Raw genomic sequence first — 20,867 nt, forward strand, 5'->3', positions numbered from 1 at the left:
CAAGCTTCGCTCAACCCGTCGGGTCTATGTTGGTTTTGTAAGGCTCGGTCCACCGGGAAAAACCGCCCGGCGAGATGCGACAGACAGTCGGTTTCAGGGGACATAAACCATGAATGAAATGCCTTATTCCCATAGCGGCAAAACACGCCATTTTCGCCTGGCGCTTGTTGCCGCAGCACTCGCAACTTTGACTTTCGCAACGGCATCATGTTCCGTTGTCGAAGACGCTGTTCTGATCAAGGCCGCGTCTGCCGACAGCGCAACCGTCAAGACCCGGGTTGCTCAGTCGAAGGCATCCTATGGCTATCAAAAAACCGGCAACGCGGCCGTTACTCTTGTCGCCGATGCCGCAGACACGCCAGCGGTATCACGGCAGCCTTCCTGGGGCTCATCTCCATACATCTGCTCGCCGAGCGGATTCGGGCAGAAATCCCGCTGCTTCCTGAGACCCTGAGCCTTCGGAAAAACCGGGGAGCTGGCGTCGGGGCTGATGGTCGCCCTGACGCTCAGTTCTTCCAGCCGCCGGAGACCGTCGCGTCTTCATCTTTACTGAAGAAGCGCGACGCGGCCTCCGTGCGGTTGCGCACGTTCATTTTCTTATAAATATTGCGAACGTGAACCTTGACGGTGTTCTCGGACAGACGAAGCCGATCGGCGATGATCTTGTTTTGCGTACCCTTGCAAAGCAGGTCAAGAATTTGCACTTCGCGCGTCGTTAGCGCCGCCATCTCGCTCTTGGACGCGGCCAAGGCATCGGCGCGGTTGGCGATCACACGGTCGTCCTGCACGCTCTTGGTGCTGACGGAAGAGGTATGGGGCGTAAGCCTGCCGAGAAGAGCTGCCGGAAAATGCTCCCCGCCCTTCATGAGCAGATCCACCGCCGCCATGAACACATCGAGCCTCAGGTTGAGCGGTAGCACGCCATCAATGACACGCATTCCCACCAGCGTCTTCAGCGACTCCTCGAACTTGTCGATTGTTTCCACAACAAGCGCGATCGGGGCATCCGGGTGCTTTTCACGAACATCAGAAAGAACAGCCTGCAGGCGCTCTCCTGCCATACGGTAAGGCAGAACCAACCGCACATCGTTGCCGTAATCCTCCTCGACCTCGCCTGACGAGGGAATACTCACCACAGCGAACGATGGGAACTTTTTGCCCAGCGCCTCCATGAGACACTCGGAAAAAAGGTCCGGGTCCGCTATCACCAATACTGTACCATTTATAGGAATCCCGGCGGTTTTTTGTTTAGCCGTATAATCTGACGTTCCCATGAACATTGACGCCTCCCTCAAGGGCTTACGCGTTACTATCTTTTGGTTGTACAGTCTCTTGCCCGCAGAGTACCCCTCCTCCCCGGATAGCCAGGGACGATTTTCCGCGTCATGCCATGTCAACTATTATTAATCACCCGTTAATTCAGACACGCTAATACGAAAAGCTGTGTAAATAAATGGCCCAAACGGGTTATTTTTTACAATTGACATACAAAATAGGTTACGGCGGGATAGAATCGTTCATCCTCATTCTACCCCTGAAACAAGCACCGCGAAAAAACTTTCCCTTTGGTTTCACTATCTCGAAGAGCGGAACTTTAGGTTGATATTCGGCCGCATAGCCCTGATGCGCAAGATGCGCGGGCTGTGCGATTCTGGGATGAAGACGCCTTCCATCCAAAATAAACCATGTTTCCGGAAAACCCGGATATTTCTGGCTACGGCTCGAATTTTCAGCGAACTTGACCGCTGAAAGGCACCCGAAAGACTATACTTTCGCAACAAGCGCCATGGTGTCTAACCCAAATTGATAACTAGGAAGCAAAATTTTTCTGCGGCACAGTCTGACCGTCGCTGAACGGCGGCTGACGAAAAGATGCTTCCGGTCCTGACGTGTGTTTGAAGGCACCGGTCTCTCTTCAAGAAACAAGCAAGTGAAAAAGACGAGGCCACCGCGCTCCCCATCGGAGCGAGGAACGGATTTGTGCGCCGTTTTAACGAGTAGCGCACAAGGGCTGAATGACAAGAGCCCGGCTACGGGCCGATACCAAGCCGCAGATGATGCGTCATGAGTCCATCTGCAAACATCAATCTTCATACTATTCGGGGCAGGCGCGATAAAATCCCATTTGAGATGAGAGGGATTTCGAAAGCTGCTCCGAGCTTTTTCGGAGGAAATCGAAATGGGTTACAAGCCACAGCCTGCTGGCGACGACATCACCAAGATCGGCGCACTTTCCGAGGGTTTTGCTAACACCTCGACCAACGACGCCGATGTCGACGACAGCAATGTTGGTACCGCGAACGGCGAAAACCGCAACAACGATTACAGCGACAACAGCACGGACAACAGCTCGCATGTTGATCTCGACGCTACGGTCGATGTGGCTGTTGGCAACGGTGACAATCGCGACAACGACTACGACTGGAGCTACGAAAGCAAGTCGTACAGCGACAACGACACCATCACCAAGACGACCACCATCAACGACAACGACACCGACTATGACTGGAGCTACAGCTCCAAGTCCTACAGCGACAACGACACCACTGTGCAGACGATTACGGAAACGGATACCAAGACGTTCTCCTACTCCGACAACGACACGTCAGTGGCGACGACCACCACCACCGGCAGCTTCAACTCGTCAGACAGCTACTACACGTCCGATGACGACTTCGGCAACGTTGGGGGTGTAGCGGATGTCGGCAATCTCGGCATCGCCGGCGGGGACCTCACCTTCAACCTGGGTGACGACTTCTCCTTCACTCTTGATGTCGACAACATCCTCAACAGCTCGCTCAATGGCGAAGGCAACGACACCGGCTTCAGCATGGTGCAGGCCAACCACCTGGCGGACCAGGATCAGGCCTGGGACGTCGACATGCAGAACGGTGGCGCTCAAAACCACCTCAGCGCCAATGCCGGCGACGCCTATGGTGCTGAAGGCATGGACGGCAATTGCTGGGACCTCAACGCCGGCGACGACGCAGCAGGTTCGAGCACGGCAGATGCATCGGCAATCCTGGCAAACTCCGGCTTCCATCTGGAACTGGTGCAGGGCGCCAACATGCTCTCCAACGCTGTTGACGTCACGATCACAGGCGGCAACTCCAGCGTTTCGGACGTTGGTGAAGATCACTCCTGATATCCACCCTTCGTGAAACGAACTGCACCGGCACGCGCCGGTGCAGTTTGCGGTTGATCGACCAGGTCAGGCAAATGACACACCGTCCTTGAGACAGGTGCGACAGCCTCTCCCCGTCCCTGCCGCAATGATCAGGGAGGGATCATCAATGCATATCGACAAGATTTCCGACATGATCGCACATTTCATCGGACTGTTTGATACGGTTATCGATGAAGCGCGTCTCAGAGCCAATCTGACCGAAGGGCACGTTCGTTCCGCTCCGGACAGATTAGCGGCGGATGAAGCAGCGGGGCTGCCCGACAAGAATTATGACGTTCCGCTTCAGGACTACGAACCCGGCGTCAACTACCGGGCCGGCTATTACGATTTCGACTATGTCCGACCGCACTTCGCTCGCGGCGTCGAACACGACAGCCAGCACCTCGCGAACAATGTTCCCGCTGACATGTCTGTCAGCAATTTCCGCTTCCCCGGCCGCACTTCATTTGAAGAAGAGCGCGAGTTGGTGGTTCACACCGGTCCAGGCTCCGTCATCGGTCATCTTTCCCAGGTCAATATTCTTCAGGACGATGACTATCTGAACATGACGGATGGTCCGAATGTGGCACGCGACACCTCTTTCGTGACGCAACGGACCGTGGAATTCTATAACGAGGCGTCCGTCTTTACGCCGTTTTCCACCTTCCAGCGCGTCGATGGTTACGATGCCCTGCAGGCGCTGGCCAAATCCGCGCACGACTATATCGATCATGCCCGCGAAAGCGGCGTAACCTCCCTCGGCACCGGCGCGGATCAGGATTTCGTTCTGGCCGGCCATGATATCAACGGCCTTTACATCAACGGAGAATTGGCCCAGGCCAAGCCGACGCTTGACGAACTCATGCCGGATCGGGGCATCGCCAAGCCCGCCGAGGCGCCTGAAAAAAGCGAGGTTTCGCTGCACGAAGACAGCCCTGCCGGCAACAGCCTTGATGTTGCCGCGGGCGCCAATGTCGTCGCCAACATCGCCACGCTGATCAATACCGGCGTCATGACCTCCGTAACGGCTGTTATGGGCGATTATCACCAGATCGACGCGATCACTCAGTCCTATGTCTATAGCGACCGGGACGAGATCGACTCTGTCTTCACGCGGTCCGGTGATCAGGCGGCCACCGCCGCCTATAACATCGCCAGTTTCGAGCGGACCGTTTTTCCGGGTGCCGAGAAGGATGCGGGCGGCGACGACAATGGCGAACCGCCGACATTTCCCACAGCGTGGCGCGTGAGTGTCCTGGAAGGCGACGTCTCCTTCGTTCACTGGATCGAACAATATCAATTCGTCAGCGACAACGACACGATGACGGTAACGACCTCGGGCGCCAGCGTCAGCCTGCTGACGGGCGGTAATGCGACACTCAACGTCGCCAATTTCCTCGGCATCGGCATGCAGTACGATCTCGTCATCGTCGGCGGTCATGTGCTCGACATGAACATCATCAGCCAGGTCGCCGTGCTTTACGACAATGACTGGGTTCGGGCCAATCCGGATGCCCCTGAGGGTGCCACCGTCCAGTCAAGCAACAACCTGCTCTGGAACGACGCCACAATCCACAATGTCGGCAGCAACGAACGTTTCGAGACGATGCCCGACTACATGAATCAGACAGTGACCGCGATCAACGAGCGCGACCCCAACATGCCGGACGGCTTGGCCCATGATGCTAATTTCGCCGGTTATCAGGGGCTCAACGTCCTCTACATCACCGGCAATCTCTACGATGTCAGCATCATCAAGCAGGTCAGTGTGCTCGGCGATTCCGACGATGTGACGCAGGCCGCGGCCAGGGTTATCGAGAACAACGAGGATGCGACCGTCCATATCGACACCGGCAGCAACGCCGTCGTCAATCTCGCACAGATCATCGATTACGACAGCTTCGGATCAACGACATATGTCGCCGGCGGCGTCTATTCCGACGCGATACTCATCCAGGGCGGCATTATCGAAAATGACATGTCGCAACCCCAGCACGGCCAGCTTGCAAACGAGGTCATCGCCTTTCTTCACGACGATCCGGCCACAATCGAAAACGAATCCGATGGCGTCATCAATGCCGGCCATGACCTGTCCTGGTCGAACGCGCATTCCGCCGACGTCATGCAGACGGTGACCGCGTAGCTCTGACTGGCGGGGCGGCATGCGCCCTGCGAAGTCGAACCGCAGACACCGTGAGAACACCGAGGGGACGGATAAAAATGGATCATATATCAAGAAAAACCATTGCCGATGGGCAATCGCTGGACCTGCCGCTTGATCAGGACGTGGAAGACAGCAAACTGACAGCCGCCTGCATTTCAGCCATCAACGAAGCCGTGGAAAACCTGCGCCATCTCTCCGGTTCAGACCAGGAATCAAGAGTGACATCAGCGCCCACTCAGTCCCCTCCCTCACAGGCTCTTTACCAGCCGCAGATAAAAGCGTCCCAGGCGGAGCAATTGCGGGATATTCCCTCGGCAAAACCAGCCCCGCAGCCAGACCGGCAACCCGCCTCCCCACCACAACCGCAGGCCAAGGTCGACAGTCCCGACCTGCCTTTCGTCAAGACCATCGACAATAATGTCGGTCCAATTCGTGAAAATGAACGCCGTGCGGCAACAGGTGGTGGCGGCAAAGAGCCAATAGAGAATGGCAACGGAGGTGGTGGTGGCGGCGGTGGAAGCCAGAGTGGCTTTCACAAGCGCAGCGAGCCGATCAACTTCGCCGCAAGCCTTGCCAAAGGCATCGCCGCGGTCCGGCGCAACATGGTGGTGGTGATGCTGTTCACCATCGCCATCAACATCCTGCTGCTCGCCATTCCTCTTTATCTGTTCCAGATTTCCGACCGCGTGCTGACCAGCCGCTCCATGGATACGCTCGTCATGCTGACGGTCGCGGTCCTCGGCGCTGTTCTGTTGCAGGCCTTCATGGATGCCATCCGCCGCTTCATTCTGATGCGCACTGCCGTTGAACTGGAAGTCCAGCTTGGGGCACCCATTCTATCGGCCGCTGCCCGCGCCTCACTGCACGGCAGCGGCAAGGATTATCAGATCCTCCAGGATCTTCAGCAACTGCGCGGCTTTCTGACATCGGGCACGCTGATTGCGTTTCTAGATGCACCGCTGATGCCGCTCTTCATCGTGGTGGTCTATCTCGTCCATCCGCACCTCGGCATCATCATCATGGTCTGCTGCGCCGTCCTTTTTGGCATTGCCTGGCTCAACCAGCGTTTTACCGCACGGCAATTTGCCGAGGCATCCGGTTATGCCAGCCGCGCCAACTTCCACCTCGACTCTATGTCGCGCAATTCGCAGATCATCAATGCGCTCGCCATGATCCCCGAGGCGGTGAAGATGTGGGGCCGCGAAACCGCAGGCTCCCTCAAGTCGCATGTGGCGGCGCAGGATCGCAACATCATGTTCTCGGGCGTCTCCAAGGCTGCCCGCATGATCACCCAGGTGGCGCTGCTTGGCTGGGGCGCGCATCTGTCGCTGTCGGGTGAGTTGACGGGCGGTATGGTGATCGCGGCTTCGATCATTTCCGGCCGCGCGCTTGCGCCCATCGAAGGCGCAATCGAAGGCTGGCACCAGTTCAACAAATCCGCAGCCTCCTACGGTCGCATCAAGCAGCTTCTCGTCAACTCGCCGCTGAACTTTCCTCGCCTTCGCCTCCCCAATCCCGAAGGGCGGCTCGATGTGGAGCGCATCCTCTTCGTGCCGCCGCCACAGAAAAAGGTGATCTTGAACGGCATTTCTTTTTCGCTGAAAAAAGGCGAGTCGCTGGCAATTATCGGCAACTCCGGCTCCGGCAAGACGACGCTCGGCAAAATGCTCGTGGGCTCCATCCTGCCGACATCCGGCAATGTGCGCCTTGACCTCATGGATCTGCGCAACTGGGACCAGCGGCAGTTCGGCGAAAGCATCGGTTACCTGCCGCAGGACGTGCAGCTTTTCCCCGGCACCATCAAGGCCAATATCTGCCGCATGCGTGACGACGTCGAGGACCGACAGATTTATGAAGCCGCCGTGCTGGCCGACGTACACGAGCTGATCGCTGGCTTTCCTCAAGGGTACGAGACCGTGGTTGCCGCCGATGGCGCACCGCTCTCCGGTGGCCAGAAGCAGCGCATCGCGCTTGCCCGCGCCTTCTTCGGCGATCCGAAATTCGTTGTGCTTGACGAGCCGAACTCCAATCTGGATACGGCTGGCGAACAGGCTCTGGCAAAAGCCCTGCTGCACGCCAAGAAGCAGGGCATTACGACCGTCACCATCACCCAACGTCCGGCGCTTCTGCAATGCGTCGACAAGATCATGGTGCTGAAGGACGGGTCCGTCGCCATGTTCGGTGAAAGATTGGATGTGCTGAAAGCGCTGTCCGGCAACGGCCGTCCGGGCAGCCAGTCCCCGCAGATCGAGGGTTGAGGATCGTCATGTTCAAGAAGAAAAATGCCGTCGCAGAGGTCAAACCGCAGGGTCAGCTGGAATGGTACAGCGAGGTTCCCCGCTCCATTCGCCTGCACAGTTCGATTGGCCTTGCCGTTTTGCTCGCCTCCTTTGGCGGCTTTGGCTACTGGGCGGGCACAGCTCCGCTGTCCTCCGCCATCATCGCACAGGGCAGCTTCGTCGCCACGGGCAACAACAAGGTTGTTCAGCATCTGGAAGGCGGCATCATCAAGGAAATGATGGTGAGCGAAGGCGACACTGTGAAGGTCGGCGATGTGCTTCTCACACTCGACAAGACGACCGCCCTTGCCAATGAGCGCATGCTGCAATTGCGCCGTCTGCGCCTCGAAACCATCGTCACGCGACTGCGCGCCGAAGCACAGGGGGAAAAGAACTTCAAGGTTCCCGAGATCGTGATGAAGGAGGCGGGCGATCCCGATATCAAATCCATCATCCAAAGCCAGAACATCGTCTTTCACAGCAAGCTCGTAAAGCTGGAAGAGCAGCTGAACCTCATCAACAAGAACATAAAGTCACTTGAGTTTCGGTATGCAGGGTATGATGGGCAGAAGCAGTCCTTCGACCGGCAGCTGGCGCTTCTCACCCAGGAACGCGATTCCAAGGAGCGACTAGCCAAGGACGGCGTCATTCGCAAGACGGACATGCTGGCGCTCGAGCGCGCAATCGCCGATGCCATGGGCGATATCGCCCGTCTGACGGGTGAGATGAACCAGAGCGAAGCGGAGATCGCCAAATTCAAGCAGGAAGCCATCATCGCCGTCAACGCCAACAAGCAGGCGGCGCTGGATGCTCTTGAGACTGCGGAAGCCGATCTCGACAGCGTGCGCGAACAGGTACGCGGCGCCGCCGAAGTGCTGGAACGCACCGTCATCCGCTCCCCCGTCAACGGCACGGTCGTGCGCGCTTATTACCATACACCCGGCGGCGTCATCACGACGGGCAAGCCGATCATGGAAATCCTGCCGGCGCATGTTCCGCTGATCCTCGAAGCGCAGGTGCTCCGAACCTCCATCGACCAGCTGCATGAAGGCCAGACGGCAGCAATCCGCCTCTCGGCGCTGAACCGCCGCACCACGCCGGTTCTCAACGGCAAGGTCTTCTACGTGTCGGCGGACAGCATCGAAGAAAATGCCGGTCTCCAGGTAAAGGATGTCTATATCGTTCGTGTGCAGATCCCTGACGAAGAAATCGCCAAGGTCCATAATTTCCACCCCGTGCCCGGCATGCCGGCCGATGTCCTGATCCAGACGTCAGAGCGTACCTTCTTCGAATATCTGACGAAGCCGATCGCCGACAGCATGTCGCGCGCCTTCAAGGAAAGATGAATAAATTACAGCAGTGTAGACTGTCTTTCGGTGGTGCGTCGACCTATAATGACCTCCTCGGTGCCGGGCTCGGGAGAAGCAAAATGGCGGTAATGTCGGACGTATTGCTGCTGGTCGGCAGGTTGAATTACGTGTGGACCAACACCGAAAGCCTGATGATCTATCTGATCGTCCATCTCCTGAAAGTGGACAAGGAGGCCGCCATCGTCGTGTTCCTCACCCTCAATACCACGCGCGCGCGCATGGACCTGATTGAGCGACTGGCAAAGCTTCCCACCTCCGATGCAAAGGATCGCAAGACGATCCTGTCCATCATGGCACGCCTGAAGAAGGAAGCGAAAACGCGCAACAAATATAATCACTGCATTTATTCGTTCGACGAGAAGGGCGAAATCGCCAGCACGCAGTTGATGCGGTTGGTGGAAGATGACAGGCAGGTGCGCTACGGCAAGGTGGAAAAGATGGACGAGAAGGAAATCGAGCACCTCGAAAAATCCATTGCCGACATCGTTGCGGTCAGTAAGGACATGTGGAGTTTCATCCACGCCAGCCCGCATGTCTCAGCGGATTATCTCTAGGCTTTTGTCTGTAGTCGCATGCCGATCGCCGGATGAAGCTCGCTACCCCGCGCTGCCCTTGCCGGAAGACACAGCTTGCCCGCCGCGAAATAGAGCAGGAATGAGCCTATCTGGTACGGGAAGATGATGTCGATCTCGACGAATGACCGGACGACAAACAGTGCGCAGATCGCAAATAGGATGACGCCCTGCGGATCGCTCCTGCGCATCAGAACCGAGCGAAGATGCCCGAGCAGGGTACCGTAGAGCACGATCGCAAGCAAAACCATGCCGACGAAGCCGTTTTCGACAACCGTTTCGATATAGGTATTATGGAAATGGAAGCCGCTGCGGCCGGTAATGAAGAAATCATTCCACAGCCTTTCTGCATCCGCAAAACCCACCACCCAGAAACCTTGGTACCCGACACCCAGGATGGGATTCTGTTTTGCCGCCTCGATACCCTGCTGCCATAGATAGGTGCGGCCGGTCAGCGTCGAGTCCTTGCCGAAAATGCCGAGGATGGCGTCTAGCAGGCCAAACTGCAGGGACGCCACAGCCAAGAGAGCGCCGAGACCGCCGAGCGCAAAAAACGTGATCTTGCGGTTGGCAGGGGACAGCATGCCCATCGGAATGAAACCGACGATGAGGGCAACCGCAGCCGCCGTGGTGATGGCTGATGTCGCAGACTGCGACGCCAGCAAACTATAGGCAGACAACAGGCCCGTAACGCCGGCAATCGGTAACCAAATGCCTCGCTGCTTCAGAACCAACACGGAGGATGCGGCGAAGATGACGCCAAGCGACGCATAAAAGCCGAGCTGGTTCTTAGAGGAGAAAGCACCAACGAAACTATAGGTGCCATCAAGCGCGTCGAAGAGATAGATGCCGAAGAGAAGCGAATAAAGCAGCACAAGGGCGATGCCGATGAGCGCACCCCGTGTCATCGTCCGTATGGAAATTACCCGCATGGCGATGAGCGCGCAGACAATATGCGTCATATATTGGATTGAAGCGCGCATGGTCACGGAGACCGCCTCTGACCAGAAGCTCGACAGGACGGTGAGGATGCCGAAAGCGAATATCCATAAGTAGCGCGGATAATTGCCAAGCACCCGCCGGTAATCTACGAGCACAAGCGGCAGCCACAGGCCATAATAGGCCAGAACCGAAACCATTCCGAAGCGCGACGAATAAGCGAAAACGAAGAATGACAGCGCGATGGCCGCCATTCCGTAGATCTCGTTGCGTTCAGGGTCGATCAGGGCCGATTTGGCAATCCGCATGAAGACCTCACTGCATCAGGATTTCAGACGAAACCTTGATGACATCCCCGGGCTGAAGCAAGGCGTTTTCATCCACTTTCAGCTCTTTCGGCGTGCCGTTTTCCTCACGAACGACGACGTAAGAGATGGTTGCGGACTTGCCCGACGGGTCGAAACGGATCGCTTCCGCCGACTGCGCGAGCGCCTCCGACATCAATTCCCGGCTGGTGGTAAGCTGCAGATTGAGCTTGTCGAGTTCGGCTTCCGTGTCCTGCAATTCCTTGGAGCGCTGCGCCACCCAGTCATTGCGCAGGTTGATCTCATCCTGAGTCGCCTTGTTGATATCCTGCTTGGCGCGCAGCGACTGCGTGTCGATATCAAGCAGCGTGGATTCGACCTCGGCCGCGCGCTCTTCCGCGGAAATACGGCGCTGCGACAGTGCCAAACCCTGCTCGTTCAGCCGGTTAACGCGATCGCGGTCCTCGTTGGCAAGCTGAAGCTGGCGGTTCTGGGTTTCGGATTTTTTCTTCAGGGATTCGACCTCGCTCTGCAACAGCGCATGCAGGTCGGTCAGGGCCTTGAGCTGCAGGGTGTAACGCTCGGTTCGAGACTTCATCAGTGCGCTTTCGCTGGCAAGGAGAGTATCGATCTCGGCAATTTTCTCCATCTCCGGCGTCTTGGTGATCGACTGATCGCCCTTGACCTCGGCAATCAAGCGCGCCTGACGCGCCAGCAACCTTGCCCGCTGGTTGTCATAAACGGCGGCATCACCGCGCGCATTGATGAAATCGCGTGCGAAGCGCTGCCCCGCATCGGACCGTCGCAACCCGCCAGCCAGGCTGACGGCCTTGAGAACGGTGATATTCGGTGCATAGGGGTACTCACCCGGCGTCTGCACGTCACCGCTCAAAAAGATCGGCCGGAACTGCGCGATCTCGACGGAGGCGGAAGGCAGGTTGCGCAAGGCAAACTTGCTTTGAAGCTGGGCGCCGATCTCTTCGCTGACCTCGGACGGCGTTTTGCCTGCGACGTCGAGTTGACCGATGAAGGGCAACGACAGTGAGCCGGATGGACCAACGGAATAATCACCGTTGATCACATCCCAGTTGCGGATACTGCCATCCGCCGGTTGCCATTCGGCGACACGGATGCGCAGCTTGTCGGCGGTGCCGAGTTTATATTGGGCGCCGTCCGCAGCCGAGGCGGAAAGCGGCGCGGAAAAGGCAACGGAGGCCGCGAGAAGGAGAGCCACAAACGAGCGATGGGCGGGGCGGCGGGCGGCAGAAAAGCCGTTCATCGGGAAACTCCCTGTTAGCGGATCGCCTTACCGGCGATCAGGCCGTCGCGCGACCCGCGGGCCGCGCCGCAAAAGCGGCCGATACGATTAGCACCAATAACGCACCCAAGGACCGGACTTGGGATCCCGGTCAGGGTGCGTGTCGAAACGAAGATCGATAAAGCCGAACTCAATATCGGTATTCAGTAGCTTCCGCGTGACAGGCACACGGCGGGGATCGTCTTAACGATAATGAACACATCCTGGCGCATGGACCAGTTCTGTACATACTGCGTATCGAAGGCGACGCGGGTCTTGTAGGACACGTCGTTGCGGCCGCTGATCTGCCACAGGCCGGTGAGACCCGGACGGGTGCTCAGGTAATAGGCGGCAGCATTTTCGTAATAGCTAAGTTCCTCATCCACGACAGGACGCGGACCGACGACACTCATTTCCCCACGAATGATGTTCAGGAGCTGCGGCAGTTCGTCGAGCGAGAGCTTGCGCAGAACGGCACCGACGGCCGTAACACGCGGATCGTTCTTGAGTTTTCGGGTCGCACGCCATTCCTCGGCGGCTTCCGGATTGGCGGCAAGATATTGCCGCAGGATCTCATCACCGTTCATCGCCATCGTCCTGAATTTCAGGCAATGGAAATAACGGCCATTATGGCCTACACGACGGTGGCCATAAAAGATCGGGCCAGGATCAGACAATTTCACCAGCACTGCGATCAACAGGAATATCGGGCTGAAGATAAGCAGCGCAAGTGCAGCAGACGTCACATCGAAGCTGCGTTTTGCGATGCCTCCGATAGGGAAACTGACATCGAAATCTTCGGAGCTGCTGAGTGTCTGTTCAGCCGATTGGGTCGCGGACTTCATAGAGAGAACTCCATTTATGTTTTGCGATTGGTCGGTGCCCGGAGGCGCGTCTTTCCGTCTTAAGGAGATAACAAGTGTGTGTTCGGAATTTGATGCTAATGGATTTTTTGTAAGGCACATTGGCCATCACCGTCTATGCGATTTCTTGCGCAAGCGGCCGATCAACGTTCGGGCAATATTAACGGTTGCATAAAAAAGAAACAAATGTGTCGACGGCCATGTGTTCAGAGCATGGGTGCCGCCTGAACATGTATTGGATTTTGTGCGGTCAGCGGTCTGTTCTTATGTGTTTCTTATGACTTGGCGCGACGGGACAGAAACGATAAGAACAGCCAAGGATCTGGTGGACTATTAAATTTTTTTGCGCCGCAGCAAGATTGTGGCAATGCATATAAAATTTGACATATCGCCCCGCTGTTTTTTGTACGATACCGTGCCTTGAACAAGAAAAAGCGATGGAAAAATCGCTAAAGCGCGGCAAACGCGGCAGAACCGAGGCGAAATACCGCAGTTTCCTCATAGCAGCCGCGCACTAATCGCATAGCTCAAGGCGCTTTTTTTACCGCGGCGGGGCCGCGCGGCCTGCCATTCGCAGATTTCGGGGCAAAAGTCCGCGGGAATCAGAAGGTCGGAGGCGTGCACGCGCTGATGACTTCGCATGGAACCGGACCGACACAGCGAAAGCGGTGAGGCCTTCGGCTTTCGAAATAATAGGCATCGCCCGGCCCGAGCACGCGCCTTTCCTTATCGACAGTCACCTCCAGCCGCCCGGAGAGGATGATACCGCCCTCTTCGCCATCATGAACCAAAGGCACCTTGCCGGTATCGGCGCCGGGCTGATAACATTCCTTCAGTATTTGCAGGCTTCGGCCGAAGACATTATCACCCACCTGCCGGAAGGAAATCGGACCCTTGCCGATTTCGACGAGCTCATCCGCCCGGTAGAACGCCTTGCGGCTTGTCTCGGGCTCGAAGGCGAAAAACTCGGCAAGGCCGATCGGTATTCCATCTAGGATGCGCTTCAACGCTCCGACAGATGGGTTGGAGGTGTTGGATTCGATCAGCGAAATAGTTGAATTTGTGACCCCGGCGCGTCTTGCGAGCTCCCTCTGAGAGATATTGTGGCGAAGCCTCAAATGACGCAAACGTCCACCGATATCCACCGACATGCCTGCTCTCCCGTTGCCCTTGTTCGAAATATCGAAAACATGCCTTTAGGCGAAGAGCAATATCAATAGCTTGGTCACGAATAGAAAAGGGCTTGTTCAGTCGCCAAAATAGCTTTCAATCGCGGCCACGAACAGGAGACTATCATGGACAACCCGAGCCGATCCAATTCCACCTCTCTCGACAGCTACTGGATGCCTTTCACTGCCAACCGGCAGTTCAAGGCAAATCCTCGCCTGCTGACCAGCGCCGAAGGCATGTATTACACCAGCAACGACGGCCGTCAGGTTCTGGACGGCACCGCTGGTCTGTGGTGCGTCAATGCCGGCCACGGTCGTCACCAGATAGCATCCGCCGTCAAGCATCAGCTTTCGACGATGGATTATGCGCCATCTTTCCAGATGGGCCACCCGATCGCCTTTGAATTTGCCGAACGGCTGGCGGAAATCGCGCCCGGGCCGGAAGGGGCGAAACTGGACCGTGTCTTCTACACCGGCTCTGGATCGGAATCCGTCGATACAGCCCTGAAGATCGCCATCGCCTATCAGCGCGCTATCGGACAGGGCACGCGGACGCGTCTCATTGGTCGGGAGCGAGGTTACCACGGCGTCGGTTTTGGCGGCATCTCGGTGGGTGGCCTCGTTAACAACCGTCGCGTCTTCCCGCAGATCCCCGCCGACCATCTGCGACACACCCACGATCTCGCGAAGAACAGCTTCGTCAAAGGTCAACCCGAGCACGGCGCAGAGCTTGCGGACGATCTGGAACGGTTGGTCGCCCTGCATGGGGCCGAAACGATCGCTGCCTGCATCGTTGAGCCCGTGGCCGGCTCGACCGGCGTGCTTGTGCCACCGAAGGGTTACCTCGAACGCCTGCGGGCCATCTGCGACAAGCACGGCATCCTTCTGATTTTCGATGAAGTCATTACCGGATTCGGCCGCATGGGCTCGACCTTCGCCACGAACTATTTCGGCGTTACCCCCGATATCGTCACCACGGCCAAAGGCCTGACCAATGGCGCGATCCCGATGGGTGCGGTCTTTACCAGCCGCAAGGTGCATGACGCCTTGATGCATGGGCCGGAAAACCAGATCGAGCTTTTCCATGGCTACACCTACTCCGGTCACCCGGTGGCCTGCGCCGCCGGCATCGCCACACTTGATATCTATCGCGACGGAGGTCTCTTCACCCGCGCTGCCGAACTGCAGGATGCTTGGCATGACGCCATCCATTCGCTGAAGGACCTGCCCAATGTGATCGACATTCGCACCATCGGCTTCATCGCCGGCATCGAGTTGCAGCCACGTGACGGTGCTGCGGGCGCGCGTGCCTATGATGTCTTTGTGGATTGCTTCGAGCGTGGCCTGCTGATCCGCGTGACCGGCGACATCATCGCTCTGTCGCCGCCGCTCATCGCCGAAAAATCCCATTTCGACGATATTGTCTCCATCCTGAGTGAAGCGCTCAAACGGGCGCAGTGAAATTACTAATCACTAATAAATAAAAGGCTGCAATATATATTGCAGCCTTTTTTGACTTCCATCAAGCGTGGAACAAATAGAACATTCATTAAACATATTCTATTATCGTCTCGCAGTATAACAACTGCGTGGGAATACTCTTATGGCTTCGATTCAAAGCAAAATCATATTGGCGAGCATTGCAATATTCTCCATCACCGGCAGCGCCGCCGGTATCGGCATATGGTCAGCGGCTAAGCTGAACAGTAACAGCGAATATGTCGCCCTTTCCGCCGATGTCCTGCGCAACCACATGCAGGCAGACATGATGCATGACGCGCTGCGCTCTGATGTACTTGCCGCCATCCTTTCCTCCGATGCCCGGATGAATCTCGACCTCAAGGACGTCAAGGCCGATCTTGACGAGCATGAAGCCAGCTTCCGCGAGGCGATCGAAGCCAATAAGTCGTTATCATCAGGCACCGATGTCAAAGCCGTTATCGACAGCGTCGAAAAACCGCTTCTCGCTTATATGGATGCAGCCGATGCAGTCGTGGCGCTCGCGGGTACCGATCAGGAAGGGGCCATCAAACTGGTGCCCGAATTCATGCGGCAATTCTCCGCGCTGGAAAAAGCGATGGAAACCGCAGGCGACCAGATTCAGGCTCTTTCCGACGCCGCCTCGGCCAAAAGCGAAAAGACAAAGGCGACGATCGATCTCGTCCTGAAAGGGCTTTTGGTCGCTGCAGCCATGTTCTGTGGCGCGCTTTTCCTTCTCACCCGCAAATCGGTTATCCGTCCGATCCTGCAATTGGCGAAGAACATGGAGCGCCTGGCGGGCGGCGATACGTCACAGCCGCCGTCCGGCATTGATCGCAAGGATGAGATTGGCTCAATGTCCGGTGCGGTCGAAATCTTCCGGCAGTCGGCGATCACAAATCGCGCCCTCGAGGAACAGGCTGCAGCAGCGCGTCTACAGGCGGAAGCTGATCAGGAAGCCGCCCGCCGGCAGGCTGAAGAAGACGCCTCGGAAAGACTGCGTATCGCTACGTCCGGTCTTGCGGCTGGCTTGAAACGGCTGGCTTCGGGAGATCTGGCGTTTCAGCTCGATGACGCCTTCGCGCCGCAGTTCGAGGCGCTGCGCCATGATTTCAACAGCTCTGTCAGGCAACTGGCGGAAACACTTACCGCCATATCGAATGGCGTCGGCACGATAGACGGTAGCAGCCGCGAAATTGCAGCCGGCGCCGGCGATCTTTCGCGCCGCACGGAAAGTCAGGCGGCTTCCCTCGAGCAGACTGCGGCTGCGTTGGATGAGATCACCGTCAACGTCTCGAACGCAAACAAACGCGCCATCGAGGCGCGCCTGGCTGCAACCGACGCCAATGAGAGCGCGCTGAAATCGGTCGAAGTGGTAAGCCATGCCGAAGAAGCAATGCGACGCATCGAAGCCTCGTCTCAGCAGATAACCGGCATCATTTCCGTTGTCGATGAAATCGCTTTCCAGACCAATCTACTGGCGTTGAACGCGGGGGTGGAAGCCGCCCGCGCTGGCGAGAGCGGCAAGGGTTTTGCGGTCGTCGCGCAAGAAGTGCGCGATCTCGCGCAGCGGTCGGCAAAGGCTGCAAACGAAATCCGTGACCATATCCGCCAGTCCTCGGCCGAGGTTGAAAACGGCGTGGAGCTCGTTCTCAATACCGGCACCGCCCTGAAGGATATCGGTGAGCGCATCGCGGGCATTGACCGCCACATGAACGCCATCGCTACATCGGCCAGCGAGCAAACGACCGGTCTTGCGGAAATCAACGCGGCGGTGAATTCGATGGACCACGCGACGCAGCAGAATGCGGCTATGGTCGAACAGTCCACGGCTGCTTCAGCGACGCTCGCGGCTGAAACGGCGAAGCTGCGCTCCCTGGTCTCTCGCTTCCGTCTGGAAATGGAAAAGGACAATACCCGTGCCCGCCGGGTCGCTTAATGGCGAAAGTGGCGCGGCAGACTTTTCGATATCCGATACCGGGCGCAACTCACGGCGTATCCGCGCCGTGAGTTGACGTTCTGAAGATCAATAAGCCTGTACCGGCTGCGACAACCCGTCGCCGATGACGCCGTTACCGTACTGCGCCACGGGTACGCCTTCCTGGCCGATTGGAACGCCCTGCTGGGCCGGGCCGAGAGATGTCACGACAATCGGCGTGCCGGCGGGAACGCGGTTGTAGAGATCGACGATATCCTGGTTCAGCAGGCGGACGCAGCCCGATGACACCGACTTGCCGATGGTCCACCATTCGGGCGAGCCGTGCAGGCGGTAGATCGTATCCTTGCCATCCTTGAAAATATAAAGCGCACGCGCGCCGAGCGGGTTCTTCAGCCCCGGCTCCATACCGCCGTTGCGGCTGCTATAGGGTTCGAGCTCCGGCTGGCGTGCAACCATCTCATCCGGCGGGGTCCAGCGGGGCCATTCGCGCTTGTACTGGATCACGCCGCGGCCAGACCATTCAAAGCCGGCACGACCAAGACCAACGCCGTATCGCATCGCCTGTCCGTTTTCATAGGTCAGGTAAAGGAAGTGGTTGGCGGTATCGACAACGATCACGCCGGGACGCTCGCCTGTCGGGTTTGCAACCATCTGGCGCAGAAACTGTCGTGGAATGCGCTTGTAGGGGATTTCCGGAAGAGGAAACTGCTCATCCGGCTTCGGACCATACATCAGCGCATACATGGGATCATCGGCGGGAGCGGCAGGCTTTGCTACTTCGCGCGCCGTGGTGTTGCAACCGGCAAGGCCGGCAAGGGCCAATCCACCGGCTCCAAGCAGGAAGCCCCGCCGGGTCGTCGTCGTCTCGTTCAATTGAAAAACCTCATTAACGTCATCTCACGCTGGCAAAGGGGTCTGCCAGCGCCGCCTCTGGGCGGCTGATTGGGTACTTCGTGCCGGAAACCTGAGACGCCATGGCTTTGGCGCCATTGGATTTCAAGATTGCCCGGAAGCTTGGATGCATGCCGCCGTCTACATACGCGCTGAGGGGGGCGGAAGTTCCCTCGCTCATCGCCGCGGCAAGTTTTTGTTGCTCCTGCGCCAGTTTCGAGGCCACTTCCGGCTCCGGCTGATTGACGACAGGTGGGCAGGCAGCGAGCGGATCGGCAGGCTCACCTCCCGCAAATTCGCTGTTATAGACATAACGGCGTGCGCACACGGACACCTTAGGCTGGCGGCGCGTGACCTCGAAATAGTCGTAGCCCTCTTTGAGCGTCTTCCAGAAAGACATATTTGGGTCGTCCCGATGCGCCACCATGTTCCGTGCTGTCATCCGGAAGGGATAGGCCTGAACCTGGAAGCGATCCTGTCCGCCCTGAAGCGCCCGCGCCACGATGGCGTAAATCTCGCCTACTTGGCTGTCCGTCATGGCGTAGCAGCCGGAAGATGAGCAGGCGCCGTGGACCATCAAAGCCTCGCCCGTGTAGCCGAGGGCCGATTCCAGCCGGTTCGGGTAACCCAGGTTAAACGAGACGTAGTATTGGGAGTTCGGATTGAGCATGCCCGCGGAAACGTGATAGAAACCTTCAGGTGCCTGCCGGTCGCCAGTTTTCGTTTTGGGGCCAAGTTTGCCGGACCAGCGGCACATGGGGTAGGTCTTCAGCAGCGCATAGTTGCCCGTCTTGTCCACCTTCCAGACTTCGAGTTCGCTTTCCTGCTTGAAAATGCGAACGAGGACAGGGCTTTCCGGGCGCATGCTCTTGGCAGACATCTGCGCCATCATTTTTGAAGACAGCTTAGGCGGATCTTTTTTGACGCTGTCGAGTCCCATCGAGGTGCATGCGGCAAGGCTGCCCCCGATCGCAACGACCGCAGCCATTCGTGCTCCCGCCCTCACCTTTTGCCGTAACCCCGCAGCTGCGAAATTCAGCAACGTCTGGATGCTCATGGATCTCTCTACCCGCCTGATTTGCCCGCCTTTGCGGCAGAAGCTTAACTACCGAAGGTGGCCACAACACGGCAACCTCGCAATGGACAAAGTCTCGTGAAGAGACGTTACCCATTCGTTAATCATGGGCACACAAGGCCGTGAGGGTAGGTTCCAAGGGCGCAAGCAGCAGTCGGGATCACCTCAGGAGACCCTGCCCGCCATCGATCCAGACCGGCGTGCCGGTAATATGGCACGATGCATCGGACGCCAGAAATTCGATCAGGTCGGCAACATTCTCGCTCGTCCCCGCGACACCACCCGTCACCGGAATGTCCCCTTCCGGGAAGCGGACCGGCACCTCGGTCTTTTCGCGCGCGCGGATATCGGTATTTTCGTCGATCGAGGTCTTGATAGCGCCCGGACATACGGCATTGACGCGTATCCGGTGTCGCCCAAGCTCCAGCGCCAGTTGCTGCGTCATGGCCACCTGCCCGGCCTTGGTGACGGAATATGCGGTTGCCCCCGGCGAGGTGAAGGTGCGCGTACCATTGATGGATGAAACGATGATGATCGAGCCTCCACCTGCGGCCTTCAGATGCGGCACGCTGGCATGGATCGTCAGGTAAGTGCCGCGCAGATTGATGCGGATCGTATCGTCCCATTCGGAAGGCTTCAATTCATCGATCGGCGCCCAGACACCGTTCACACCCGCGTTGGCGACGACGACGTCTATTCGGCCGAACTCTCCGACCAGCGATTCGATAGCAACCCGCATCGCCTCCTCATCGGACACATCAGCGACGAGTATTTTGGCCGGCGCGTCCCCCATCTCCGTCGCGACATCCTGCAGCTCACTTTCGGTGCGCCCGAGAAGGCCGAGCGCAAACCCCGCGGCAGATAGTTGAATGGCGGCGGCGCGCCCGATCCCGGAGCCGGCACCTGTGACGAGAGCAACTTTGCGGTCAGCCACGATCAATATCCTCCCTTTGCCGATGCGATGGACGTGACGGTTGCCGAAGCTGGCTTGCCCACTGGGAGACTGGCTCCTTCCTCCACAATCCCGCGATCTTTCGGTTCGCACACGCTTTCCTGAGCTTCTGGGGCCTCGCCCTGTACAGCGCTCAACGCGGAGAACTGAGAGGGAGCGTCCGTTCCGTGACGCGTTCCGAAAGCCGTGAGCTGAACCAGCACTGCACTTGCGCGCCGCATCGCTTCCACGTCATCGATATCATGCAGACCATCGGCAAGACGCACGGACACATGATCGCCATCGCTACCGACGAACTCGACGGAGGTGGCACCGTTATTGCGTTTTACATGGGTCGTGGATAGTTGCATGAAGTGCCCTCCGGTTGGCGATCAGCAACGAAAGTCGATGCTGGAAACGATAAATAT

The 20,867-nt window shown here is 57.7% G+C and carries 17 protein-coding genes; 8 read left to right on the forward strand and 9 right to left on the reverse strand.

The window, feature by feature from the left end; translation table 11 throughout:
- The first annotated feature begins 109 nt into the window (after positions 1–109).
- Positions 110–454 carry a hypothetical protein gene (locus AT6N2_RS15495; RefSeq protein WP_063950045.1) on the forward strand — a complete coding sequence of 115 codons (345 nt, stop codon included), beginning with the start codon at positions 110–112 and terminating at the stop codon, positions 452–454.
- Between the two features lie 52 nt (positions 455–506).
- Here AT6N2_RS15495 and AT6N2_RS15500 read toward each other — a convergent pair whose 3' ends face one another.
- Positions 507–1,280, reverse strand: a complete 774-nt coding sequence (locus tag AT6N2_RS15500; RefSeq protein ID WP_209090140.1) for a helix-turn-helix transcriptional regulator — start codon at positions 1,278–1,280, stop codon at positions 507–509.
- Positions 1,281–2,179: 899 nt separating this feature from the next.
- Here AT6N2_RS15500 and AT6N2_RS15505 point away from each other — a divergent pair.
- From AT6N2_RS15505 to AT6N2_RS15525, 5 genes are all read left to right on the forward strand, one after another.
- Positions 2,180–3,145 carry a hypothetical protein gene (locus AT6N2_RS15505; RefSeq protein ID WP_063950047.1) on the forward strand — a complete coding sequence of 322 codons (966 nt, stop codon included), beginning with the start codon at positions 2,180–2,182 and terminating at the stop codon, positions 3,143–3,145.
- A gap of 148 nt (positions 3,146–3,293) precedes the next feature.
- On the forward strand, positions 3,294–5,309 hold the full coding sequence (locus AT6N2_RS15510) for a hypothetical protein (protein ID WP_209090141.1): 2,016 nt from the start codon (positions 3,294–3,296) through the stop codon (positions 5,307–5,309).
- Positions 5,310–5,386: 77 nt separating this feature from the next.
- Complete coding sequence (locus tag AT6N2_RS15515) at positions 5,387–7,588, forward strand: type I secretion system permease/ATPase (RefSeq protein ID WP_144577698.1); 2,202 nt, start codon at positions 5,387–5,389, stop codon at positions 7,586–7,588.
- A gap of 8 nt (positions 7,589–7,596) precedes the next feature.
- Positions 7,597–8,955, forward strand: a complete 1,359-nt coding sequence (locus tag AT6N2_RS15520) for an HlyD family type I secretion periplasmic adaptor subunit (protein WP_063950050.1) — start codon at positions 7,597–7,599, stop codon at positions 8,953–8,955.
- An 83-nt stretch (positions 8,956–9,038) separates the two neighbouring features.
- Positions 9,039–9,533, forward strand: coding sequence for a hypothetical protein (locus AT6N2_RS15525; protein ID WP_144577696.1), 495 nt, complete (start codon positions 9,039–9,041; stop codon positions 9,531–9,533).
- On the opposite strand, the gene AT6N2_RS15530 is transcribed toward AT6N2_RS15525, so the two are convergent.
- From AT6N2_RS15530 to AT6N2_RS15545, 4 genes are all read right to left on the reverse strand, one after another.
- Positions 9,530–10,798 (reverse strand): O-antigen ligase family protein, encoded by a 1,269-nt coding sequence (locus tag AT6N2_RS15530; RefSeq protein WP_209090142.1) that lies wholly within the window; start codon positions 10,796–10,798, stop codon positions 9,530–9,532. The two genes, AT6N2_RS15525 and AT6N2_RS15530, sit on opposite strands and share 4 nt — an antisense overlap.
- Positions 10,799–10,805: 7 nt before the next feature.
- On the reverse strand, positions 10,806–12,074 hold the full coding sequence (locus tag AT6N2_RS15535) for a polysaccharide biosynthesis/export family protein (protein ID WP_063950053.1): 1,269 nt from the start codon (positions 12,072–12,074) through the stop codon (positions 10,806–10,808).
- Between the two features lie 182 nt (positions 12,075–12,256).
- Positions 12,257–12,937: a sugar transferase gene (locus AT6N2_RS15540; RefSeq protein WP_063950054.1), complete on the reverse strand. Its 681-nt coding sequence runs from the start codon at positions 12,935–12,937 to the stop codon at positions 12,257–12,259.
- A gap of 620 nt (positions 12,938–13,557) precedes the next feature.
- Positions 13,558–14,106 (reverse strand): cupin domain-containing protein, encoded by a 549-nt coding sequence (locus AT6N2_RS15545; RefSeq protein ID WP_209090143.1) that lies wholly within the window; start codon positions 14,104–14,106, stop codon positions 13,558–13,560.
- Between the two features lie 144 nt (positions 14,107–14,250).
- On the opposite strand from AT6N2_RS15545, the gene AT6N2_RS15550 reads away from it, so the two are divergent.
- Both AT6N2_RS15550 and AT6N2_RS15555 read left to right on the forward strand, forming a co-directional pair.
- Positions 14,251–15,585, forward strand: a complete 1,335-nt coding sequence (locus tag AT6N2_RS15550; protein ID WP_209090144.1) for an aspartate aminotransferase family protein — start codon at positions 14,251–14,253, stop codon at positions 15,583–15,585.
- A gap of 142 nt (positions 15,586–15,727) precedes the next feature.
- Complete coding sequence (locus AT6N2_RS15555) at positions 15,728–17,542, forward strand: methyl-accepting chemotaxis protein (protein WP_209090145.1); 1,815 nt, start codon at positions 15,728–15,730, stop codon at positions 17,540–17,542.
- A gap of 87 nt (positions 17,543–17,629) precedes the next feature.
- Here the strand turns inward: AT6N2_RS15555 and AT6N2_RS15560 are convergent, their stop codons facing one another.
- The 4 genes from AT6N2_RS15560 to AT6N2_RS15575 all read right to left on the reverse strand — a co-directional run bounded on the left by AT6N2_RS15560 (position 17,630) and on the right by AT6N2_RS15575 (position 20,810).
- Positions 17,630–18,415: a L,D-transpeptidase gene (locus AT6N2_RS15560; protein ID WP_063950057.1), complete on the reverse strand. Its 786-nt coding sequence runs from the start codon at positions 18,413–18,415 to the stop codon at positions 17,630–17,632.
- Positions 18,416–18,434: 19 nt separating this feature from the next.
- Positions 18,435–19,490 carry a L,D-transpeptidase family protein gene (locus tag AT6N2_RS15565; RefSeq protein ID WP_209090146.1) on the reverse strand — a complete coding sequence of 352 codons (1,056 nt, stop codon included), beginning with the start codon at positions 19,488–19,490 and terminating at the stop codon, positions 18,435–18,437.
- A gap of 178 nt (positions 19,491–19,668) precedes the next feature.
- Positions 19,669–20,442, reverse strand: coding sequence for an SDR family oxidoreductase (locus AT6N2_RS15570; protein WP_425292744.1), 774 nt, complete (start codon positions 20,440–20,442; stop codon positions 19,669–19,671).
- Positions 20,443–20,444: 2 nt separating this feature from the next.
- Positions 20,445–20,810, reverse strand: a complete 366-nt coding sequence (locus tag AT6N2_RS15575) for a hypothetical protein (protein WP_209090150.1) — start codon at positions 20,808–20,810, stop codon at positions 20,445–20,447.
- Between the last annotated feature and the right edge of the window lie 57 nt (positions 20,811–20,867).

Origin of the sequence: Agrobacterium tumefaciens (assembly GCF_017726655.1) — a bacterium.
Lineage (GTDB): Bacteria > Pseudomonadota > Alphaproteobacteria > Rhizobiales > Rhizobiaceae > Agrobacterium > Agrobacterium tumefaciens_B.

What these genes read in the sequence shown, in the direction of transcription:
- AT6N2_RS15495 (WP_063950045.1), top strand. Translation starts at nt 110, where the DNA reads ATGAATGAAATGCCTTATTCCCATAGCGGCAAAACACGCCATTTTCGC.
- AT6N2_RS15565 (WP_209090146.1), bottom strand. Translation starts at nt 19,490, where the DNA reads ATGAGCATCCAGACGTTGCTGAATTTCGCAGCTGCGGGGTTACGGCAA.
- AT6N2_RS15505 (WP_063950047.1), top strand. Translation starts at nt 2,180, where the DNA reads ATGGGTTACAAGCCACAGCCTGCTGGCGACGACATCACCAAGATCGGC.
- AT6N2_RS15575 (WP_209090150.1), bottom strand. Translation starts at nt 20,810, where the DNA reads ATGCAACTATCCACGACCCATGTAAAACGCAATAACGGTGCCACCTCC.
- AT6N2_RS15535 (WP_063950053.1), bottom strand. Translation starts at nt 12,074, where the DNA reads ATGAACGGCTTTTCTGCCGCCCGCCGCCCCGCCCATCGCTCGTTTGTG.
- AT6N2_RS15530 (WP_209090142.1), bottom strand. Translation starts at nt 10,798, where the DNA reads ATGCGGATTGCCAAATCGGCCCTGATCGACCCTGAACGCAACGAGATC.
- AT6N2_RS15510 (WP_209090141.1), top strand. Translation starts at nt 3,294, where the DNA reads ATGCATATCGACAAGATTTCCGACATGATCGCACATTTCATCGGACTG.
- AT6N2_RS15540 (WP_063950054.1), bottom strand. Translation starts at nt 12,937, where the DNA reads ATGAAGTCCGCGACCCAATCGGCTGAACAGACACTCAGCAGCTCCGAA.
- AT6N2_RS15525 (WP_144577696.1), top strand. Translation starts at nt 9,039, where the DNA reads ATGGCGGTAATGTCGGACGTATTGCTGCTGGTCGGCAGGTTGAATTAC.
- AT6N2_RS15550 (WP_209090144.1), top strand. Translation starts at nt 14,251, where the DNA reads ATGGACAACCCGAGCCGATCCAATTCCACCTCTCTCGACAGCTACTGG.
- AT6N2_RS15520 (WP_063950050.1), top strand. Translation starts at nt 7,597, where the DNA reads ATGTTCAAGAAGAAAAATGCCGTCGCAGAGGTCAAACCGCAGGGTCAG.
- AT6N2_RS15545 (WP_209090143.1), bottom strand. Translation starts at nt 14,106, where the DNA reads ATGTCGGTGGATATCGGTGGACGTTTGCGTCATTTGAGGCTTCGCCAC.
- AT6N2_RS15500 (WP_209090140.1), bottom strand. Translation starts at nt 1,280, where the DNA reads ATGTTCATGGGAACGTCAGATTATACGGCTAAACAAAAAACCGCCGGG.
- AT6N2_RS15515 (WP_144577698.1), top strand. Translation starts at nt 5,387, where the DNA reads ATGGATCATATATCAAGAAAAACCATTGCCGATGGGCAATCGCTGGAC.
- AT6N2_RS15555 (WP_209090145.1), top strand. Translation starts at nt 15,728, where the DNA reads ATGGCTTCGATTCAAAGCAAAATCATATTGGCGAGCATTGCAATATTC.